Origin of the sequence: Mucilaginibacter gossypii (assembly GCF_900100945.1) — a bacterium.
Taxonomy (GTDB): domain Bacteria; phylum Bacteroidota; class Bacteroidia; order Sphingobacteriales; family Sphingobacteriaceae; genus Mucilaginibacter; species Mucilaginibacter gossypii.
Genome location: NZ_FNCG01000004.1, coordinates 578,325 through 585,344, shown reverse-complemented (window position 1 = coordinate 585,344; position 7,020 = coordinate 578,325). Strand labels below are relative to the sequence as shown.

At 43.8% G+C, this 7,020-nt stretch carries 10 protein-coding genes; 2 read left to right on the top strand and 8 right to left on the bottom strand.

Annotated elements, in window-relative coordinates:
• Positions 1–301, top strand: a 301-nt coding sequence (locus BLS28_RS11640) for an IS1595 family transposase (protein ID WP_143020738.1), incomplete at its 5' end; no start/stop codon positions are given.
• A gap of 225 nt (positions 302–526) precedes the next feature.
• Here the strand turns inward: BLS28_RS11640 and BLS28_RS11635 are convergent.
• The 5 genes from BLS28_RS11635 to BLS28_RS11615 all read right to left on the bottom strand — a co-directional run bounded on the left by BLS28_RS11635 (position 527) and on the right by BLS28_RS11615 (position 3,799).
• Positions 527–1,372, bottom strand: a complete 846-nt coding sequence (locus BLS28_RS11635; protein WP_218134398.1) for a ThuA domain-containing protein — start codon at positions 1,370–1,372, stop codon at positions 527–529.
• A 159-nt stretch (positions 1,373–1,531) separates the two neighbouring features.
• Positions 1,532–1,942, bottom strand: coding sequence for a hypothetical protein (locus BLS28_RS11630; RefSeq protein ID WP_091166894.1), 411 nt, complete (start codon positions 1,940–1,942; stop codon positions 1,532–1,534).
• A gap of 192 nt (positions 1,943–2,134) precedes the next feature.
• A complete protein-coding gene (locus tag BLS28_RS11625; protein ID WP_090528220.1) occupies positions 2,135–2,509 on the bottom strand; it encodes a DUF3037 domain-containing protein in 375 nt (124 codons plus the stop codon).
• Positions 2,496–3,293 (bottom strand): HipA family kinase, encoded by a 798-nt coding sequence (locus tag BLS28_RS11620; RefSeq protein WP_091166892.1) that lies wholly within the window; start codon positions 3,291–3,293, stop codon positions 2,496–2,498. The genes BLS28_RS11625 and BLS28_RS11620 overlap by 14 nt, the downstream gene beginning before the upstream one ends.
• 26 nt (positions 3,294–3,319) lie before the next feature.
• A complete protein-coding gene (locus tag BLS28_RS11615; protein WP_091166890.1) occupies positions 3,320–3,799 on the bottom strand; it encodes a lipocalin family protein in 480 nt (159 codons plus the stop codon).
• Between the two features lie 239 nt (positions 3,800–4,038).
• Here BLS28_RS11615 and BLS28_RS11610 point away from each other — a divergent pair, with 239 nt between their 5' ends.
• Positions 4,039–4,536 (top strand): DinB family protein, encoded by a 498-nt coding sequence (locus BLS28_RS11610; protein ID WP_091166888.1) that lies wholly within the window; start codon positions 4,039–4,041, stop codon positions 4,534–4,536.
• Between the two features lie 81 nt (positions 4,537–4,617).
• Here the strand turns inward: BLS28_RS11610 and BLS28_RS11605 are convergent, their stop codons facing one another.
• The 3 genes from BLS28_RS11605 to BLS28_RS11595 all read right to left on the bottom strand — a co-directional run bounded on the left by BLS28_RS11605 (position 4,618) and on the right by BLS28_RS11595 (position 7,018).
• Positions 4,618–4,824, bottom strand: coding sequence for a hypothetical protein (locus tag BLS28_RS11605; RefSeq protein ID WP_091166886.1), 207 nt, complete (start codon positions 4,822–4,824; stop codon positions 4,618–4,620).
• Positions 4,825–5,346: 522 nt separating this feature from the next.
• The gene (locus tag BLS28_RS11600; protein ID WP_091166884.1) at positions 5,347–6,180 is read right to left on the bottom strand and encodes an amidohydrolase family protein; all 834 of its coding nucleotides are present in this window, start codon (positions 6,178–6,180) and stop codon (positions 5,347–5,349) included.
• Positions 6,167–7,018 carry a fumarylacetoacetate hydrolase family protein gene (locus BLS28_RS11595; RefSeq protein ID WP_091166882.1) on the bottom strand — a complete coding sequence of 284 codons (852 nt, stop codon included), beginning with the start codon at positions 7,016–7,018 and terminating at the stop codon, positions 6,167–6,169. The genes BLS28_RS11600 and BLS28_RS11595 overlap by 14 nt, the downstream gene beginning before the upstream one ends.
• Positions 7,019–7,020 lie beyond the last annotated feature (2 nt).

Genomic DNA, 7,020 nt, shown 5'->3' with positions numbered 1-7,020 from the left:
AGTGAGCACAGATGCTACTATTGTAACGGACGGCTTTGGTGGATATGCCGGTTTAAATAAAATATTCCGTGAACATCAGGTATTAAACAAGGAAAAAGAAGAGTATGCCCGGGGAGAGTATCACACCAATACGATTGAGGGCTTTTGGACATTGTTAAAACGGGGGATATATGGTCAATACCATAAAGTATCGCTCAGACATTTGCAATCATACCTGAATGAGTTCACATTTAAATATAACAATAGAGGCAATAACCAGGTGTTTAACTTTTTAATTAACAAAATGGCTACTGCCTCTTGATGGGCTATTACTCTTGAGAGGGGGCGCGGTGGGAAAGAGCGGGAGCAGGGGGTGTGTTATACAAGCGATAAGCCCCACGTAGAATAACACACCCCTCCGCCCCTCTCAAGAGGGGAATCGCACATTCCCCCACTTTTGAAGAGTTTTTTTCTTAGGTTACGGTTCAGGGCGTGGACGCCTAAACCCACGTAAAAATAAAACTTCTGCTTCAGTGGGCTGGTGACACTACTTTCCTCTGCCTAACCAAAGCAGCGAGTTGATGATCAGTTTATCAACATCGGCATTTTCAAAAGTTTGCGATAACTCTTTGTTGGTGCCGCCGTCATAGTCCATATCATTATGGCCTATGTTGAAATAAACCATGCGGTAATTTTTATTAGTCCAGGCTACGGGGTAGTAACCGCTATGCCAGATCTCGTGTTGCTTTGGGCCTGTACCCAAGGGAAAACTTGTTGAATCAACCGCAAGCAGGATATCGATATCCGGATTTTTGCGGAGATCGTGTTCCCAGCGGTACCATTCGTTAGGGTTTGTTTTAAAAATGGTGGGCAGGCCTTTGATTACCGGATGATTAGCATCCTCAACTCTTAAAATCGCCGAAGTTGGGTGCCAGGTATTGCTCACATATTGTCCCGAACCAAGGAACTCGTTATGGTACCAGTCCCAGTTTTGCGGAAAGTCCGAGGGCGTAAGCGCGAAGGCCGAAAAATGAAACCCCATCCAGGCGCCGCCCTTTTTCATATACTGTTCAAAAGCTGCACGCTGTTCGGGGTTATCAGTGCGGGTGTCTAAAAATATTACTAACTGGTATTTGGCCAAAAACTCCGGGTTCATATTTGCCCAGTTGTTGGTGCTGTCGTAGGTAAAATTGTACTTTTCAGCCATTTTAGGAAACCAGCGATTAGCCTCGTGCACAAAGCTGATATGCGCCAGGTCGCTCCGGCCGGTATAAAAGGCTATTACTTTGAATTTTTTATGGCTTTGGGCATGGGCGCTGCTTACACAAAAAAATGCCATGCAAAGCACGATGGCAAACAGTATTACTTTCCTGATATTGATTTGATAGATCATAAAAATCCCCGTGGTTATAATTGTGATATAAAAATAAGGGATTTACAGGGTCGGCGTTAGTAAAAGTGGGGGGTGAGAGGTGATGTAGGGGGGATTAGAAGTTGATGACAACACTGTAACACTGTCGCGGCGGGTTAACACAAATACTGCCGTACATAATTAATCTATAGCGATTGGCACCGCATCCATAACGCATGGTTGTCTGTAAACGTCAATTTTATAATATGTTTTTTTACCTTGCTTTAAAGCAGGATAGTTGATGTTAAAAATTCTTTGATGATTTAAAAATACACTTCCTATATAAAAGTTGACTAAGGAATCACTCTGTGCAGATTTTAGTATCGACTTGTAATTTTCCTCATCAACCATCAAACAAGTATCAGGAAAGGTTCGTGTTCCATAACCGTTGATCTTTAGGTTTGCCGAATCGGTCTTATTAACAGAAGTGGCTTGTAAAACAGATATGAAGATTTCATTGAGCACTATCCTTCCATCATAACCATTATTGAGTTTTAGTATGTCCAAAGCTTTATTAAGTTCGGCTTCAAAAGTCGCTGTGGCGGAATGCATTTGTATAGGAGTGGTATCATAAACAAAGTTCCAATAGCTTCCCTCCTTGCGCTCGTTTGCAACGAGCGCTTAATATGGTTTGGCGATTGTATCGCCTGTGCGTTATAAACGCAAACCCAGCTACGCACTCGTTACAAACGAGCGCGAGTTTCTTGTCTTCCCCTTTGCCTGTGTCCTCACGGGCAAATATCATCACAACACCATCTGCTCAAACAACCTGTTCAGCGTAGCCTCCGCATCAGCGGTCATGCCCGGATGCACTTTGGATGCCTGCACCACCGTACTGCGTGTAGCCGTAAGCCAACGGAAGCGTGATGGCTGATCTAACTGAGCTATTGGCCCTGCATCTTTTTCGCCATTACAGATCCGCTCAAGCGAATTAATATTTTCCTTCAGGCAATCCAGGTCAAGGTCACCGCAAAAGGCAGCTAACCTTGCATCATCAGCCTTGAACAATACTTTTAAAAATTTTTGTTTGGGACAAAACAGGATCACCCCTATATTGATAAACTCTTCGCGCTCCACCCTTGGTACAACGCGGATTATGGCGTACTCAAATACCTGCATATAGGGCTTGTTTTGCGGCGTTAACCAATACATCTGAAGCGGTCAGCCGGGTTATTAAAAACTCGGCATATATATTCCGCACTTCTTCAGGCGTTTCTTCAAAATCGCGGTAGGTGATCCACTCGTCGGGGATCAAGCCCACAATATCACGGATCTTTTCGGGCGTTAGGATTGCTTTAAATTCAGCATCAACCGTATCCAGTTGGTTGGCGCGGGGCAGCAGCACATGGTCTTTCACCTGTAAAAACGGGCGGGTAGCCATTTCCTGCCAGTTATTCCATGAGTGATGGAAATACAGCGCGGCGCCGTTATCAATCATCCACAATTCTTTATGCCATATCAGCATATTGGTATTACGGGCGGTGCGGTCTACATTGGTAAGCAAACAATCGAACCAAACTATTTGCGAAGCCAGTTTGCCATCAACAATAGTTACCGCCGGATCGAAAGTAATAGCGCCCGACAAATAATGCAGCGCCAGGTTAAGCCCTACACTAAACTTCAGCAGGTCCTGGATCTCTTCATCAGCCTCCGAACGGCCGAAGGCTTCATCTAAATTGGCAAATACCAGCTCAGGGACCTTGAAACCTAACAGGCGTGCTATTTCGCAGCCAATAAGTTCGGCAATGAGGGCTTTTACCCCCTGGCCTGCCCCACGGAATTTCAGTACATATAAAAATTCGTCATCAGCTTCGGCAATGGCCGGTAATGACCCGCCCTCGCGCAAAGGCGTTACGTAACGGATCACGTTAACGGTGCGGAGCTGTGGTGGTGTGTAACTCATAGCTGCAAATTTATTCAATACTTACATTACTGCCTGGTGTAGTAAGTATTTTGTGTGAAGCTTTTATTTTTTCCATCCTCTACATACGGCGGAACTTCATAGTATAAACCAAGAGTAGCTGAGTTCACTTTTATTATTTTAAATACCCTATCAGGTAGCCTGCTTTTTGTTTTGTCGTTATAATCTGTTACTGTATCGTTTGTAAGCGTTAACGTTCTACCGGAAATACTGAAGTTGAACTTTTCATAAGTAAATAAATTGTTCGTACTTGTTCCGGTGCCATCTTTATTAAATTGTTTAAATTGTATTAAAGGATAATTTGCAATAGTATCATAGCCAGTGCGTATTCCATCTGTATAATCTATTTCGGCTATTGAAGTGGCTTTCCAATTGCCAATAATAAGAGTTGTTACAGGAATATCTTTGGACTGATCATTTTTTTCTTTCTTGCAGGATGCGATAGCCAACGCTAAAATTGCCGGCAACAACAGGTTTTGTTTCTTCATTTGTTATAAGGTTTTACGAAGTTAATATTTAATCAGCAAAACCACTCATGGAAAAATCTCAAGTACCTATCATCAGGGTATATTAACAGAGCGGGTAATGAACCCTATCCACCAACAACATCCTGCCAATCCTAAAAATCACGGTTCAGAAAAATAATATTACCCTCCCCGGTCCCTGCTGACATAGGGCTGTCATTACCCCTTTGTTATTTTACATCATAAAACAAACAACAACACTTATGGACACTTTGAAATCGTTATTGCAGGAGATGGAGCAGGAAGCTCAAACCACCGAAAAAATGCTGAGCCGCATCCCCGACGATAAATACCAGTGGAAGCCGCACCCTAAAAGCATGACCATTGAACAGCTCTCGACCCACATTGCTGAATTACCTACCTGGGTTACTATTACCTTAAATACCGACGAACTGGATTTTGCCACTGTACCTTACGAGCCTAAAAAAGTGAGCGGCACTGCCGATTTGCTGAAGTTGTTTGAGGATTCATTGGCCGATGGCTATTCGAGCCTGCAAAAAGCTGACGTTAGTACGTTTGATAAAATCTGGACGCTCCGTAATGGCGAACAGATCCTTAATCAGCGGACAAAAGCAGAAGTGATCAGGATGACTTACTGCCAGATTGTACACCACAGGGCACAGTTGGGAGTTTATTTACGTTTACTGGATATCCCGATACCGGGCAGCTACGGCCCAAGTGCCGATGAGCAGGGCTTCTGAAAAAACAGGAGTAATAAGATCAGTTTTTAAATACAAAAGCAAAGCAGGCAAAAGTGTGCTTTGCTTTTGTATGTTTTGCACTCAACTACGGTGCTTTGACAGCTTGCCTGTGTTTATTTCTTCAAGGAAGCCATTTTCATTAATAGCATATCGGGCCTCAGAGGTATCGGTATCTATCTTATAATTAACGGTCTTTACTTTTTTGTTCCTGATCTTTTTGCCAAATATGAACATCGGCAAAATGAAAACCGCAAGCAGGACTACAACTTGTAACAGGGTTGTGTACATAACGTCTAACATAAAAATTTAAGTCTGATTGGTACCCATATAACGTTATCGGGAGAGAAATGGTTCGCCTTTTTAATGTTATTTTATACCCATCATGTGTACATACAGCTAAATGTGTGCCATACTTATATCTGACGCTCTGTGTTACCGTAATATTACATTTATGCTGACATTTAATTGATTTATAATTAAATGCACTAAACACTGCGCTATCATATTGATAATAGAGCCTATCGTTTTGAAATAAATAATATACAGCACAGTTTAGTGATTTTAGTACAGTGGCGAAGTATCGTAAAAACGCGGAATTTGATGAGATTATGGAACGTGAAATGAATAAAAAGAATTGTCATTTCGACGAAGGCGGGCAGGGAGATAGTGATGGCGTGAGGAGAAATCTTATGCGCCCTGTCCCGAACATGCGTTCTTGTTAGTCGTATAAGATTTCTCTTTCGCCCCCGGCGCTCAGCGCCCCAATGCTCTATCGAAATGACATTTTAGGTACTTTTAAGTATCTGGAATTTACCCTAAACCGTAAAAAGCAGCCGCGTTCCCACCAAAAAACAATTCCTTTTCTGCAGCTGATAGTCTTTCAGCATACAGGTCCATTACCTCCATTGTTTTTTCATAGCCTCCGGCCAGGAGGCACACTGGCCAGTCGGAGCCGAACAATACCCGGTTGATACCGAAAGCGTTGAATACAATATCGATATAAGGGATAAAATCAGCTGCGGGAGTGTTGTCCCAGTCCGCCTCGGTGAGCAGGGCCGATACCTTGCAGGATACATTGGGATAGCTTGCCAGCTTTTCGATATCCTGTTTCCAGCCATCTATTTTCCCGGCTTTGATGTAGGGCTTGGCCATGTGGTCGAGCACAAACTTTTGATCCGGAAATTCAGCTGCCAATTGCGCGGCATACGGCAAATGGTTAGGGAAGATGAGGATATCATAAGTGTATCCGTGTTTGCCCAAAGCGGCGATGCCTTTTTTAAATTGCGGATCAAGCATATATTGCTCATCGGGCTCCGACTGCAGAATATGCCGGAAGCCTTTAAGCTTTTCGTATTTCTTAAAATGATGCAGGCGGTCTTCCAGATCATCGGCTTTCAAATCTATCCAGCCTACTACCCCTTTGATGAAGGGATTAACGGATGCCAGATCTAACAGAAATTCCGTTTCCTTTTCCGACTGATCGGCCTGGACGGCGACACTGCCATCCATGCCGTGTTTTTGCAGTACAGGTAACAGGTCTTCGGGATAAAAATCCCGCCCTATTACCTGCATGTCTTCAGTGATCCAGCTGTCCCTTACCGGGTTGTATTGCCAGAAATGCTGATGTGCATCAATTTTTAGCATAAGCTATCAGGTTTTGTTTTGATTCACCCAGGCCTTCAATACCTAATTCTACCACGTCGCCCGCTTTTAAGTAGATCGGCGGCTTCATTCCTAATCCAACACCTGCAGGTGTACCTGTCGATATAATATCGCCCGGCAGCAGGGTCATGAACTGGCTGGTATACGAGATCAGGTGCGGCAGGTTAAATATAAAGTTTGAGGTAGTACCGTCCTGCATGGTTTCGCCGTTAACTTTTAACCATAGGCGCAGGTTATGCGGATCAGCAATTTCATCAGGTGTAGCTAAAAACGGACCAAGCGGCGCAAAGGTGTCGCAGCCTTTACCTTTATCCCAGGTACCATTACGCTCCAGTTGGAACTCACGCTCGCTTACGTCATTGTGCAGTACGTAACCGGCCACATAATCCATAGCCTCAGCTTCTTCCACATACGATGCTTTTTTCCCGATAACCACAGCAAGTTCCACTTCCCAATCGGTTTTTACGGAGTTTTTAGGGATCATGATATCATCAAACGGACCAACAATAGCGGTGGTAGCTTTCATAAAGATCACCGGCTCAGGCGGCAGCGGTGCATTGGTTTCTTTGGCATGGTCGGCATAGTTAAGACCAATACAAACCAGTTTTGAAGGGCGCACGATAGGGCTTCCTAAGCGTACATCATCGGCAACTTCGGGCAGTAAATTATCCTGTACAAAAGCGGTAAGGCGGTTGATGCCATCTGTTTCAAAAAACTGTTCGGTGTAATCTTCGCCAAAGGCCGATACATCATATCTTTTATCGTTCTGTATAATTCCCGGCTTCTCTTTCCCAATCTCGCCAAATCGTATAAGTTTCATAT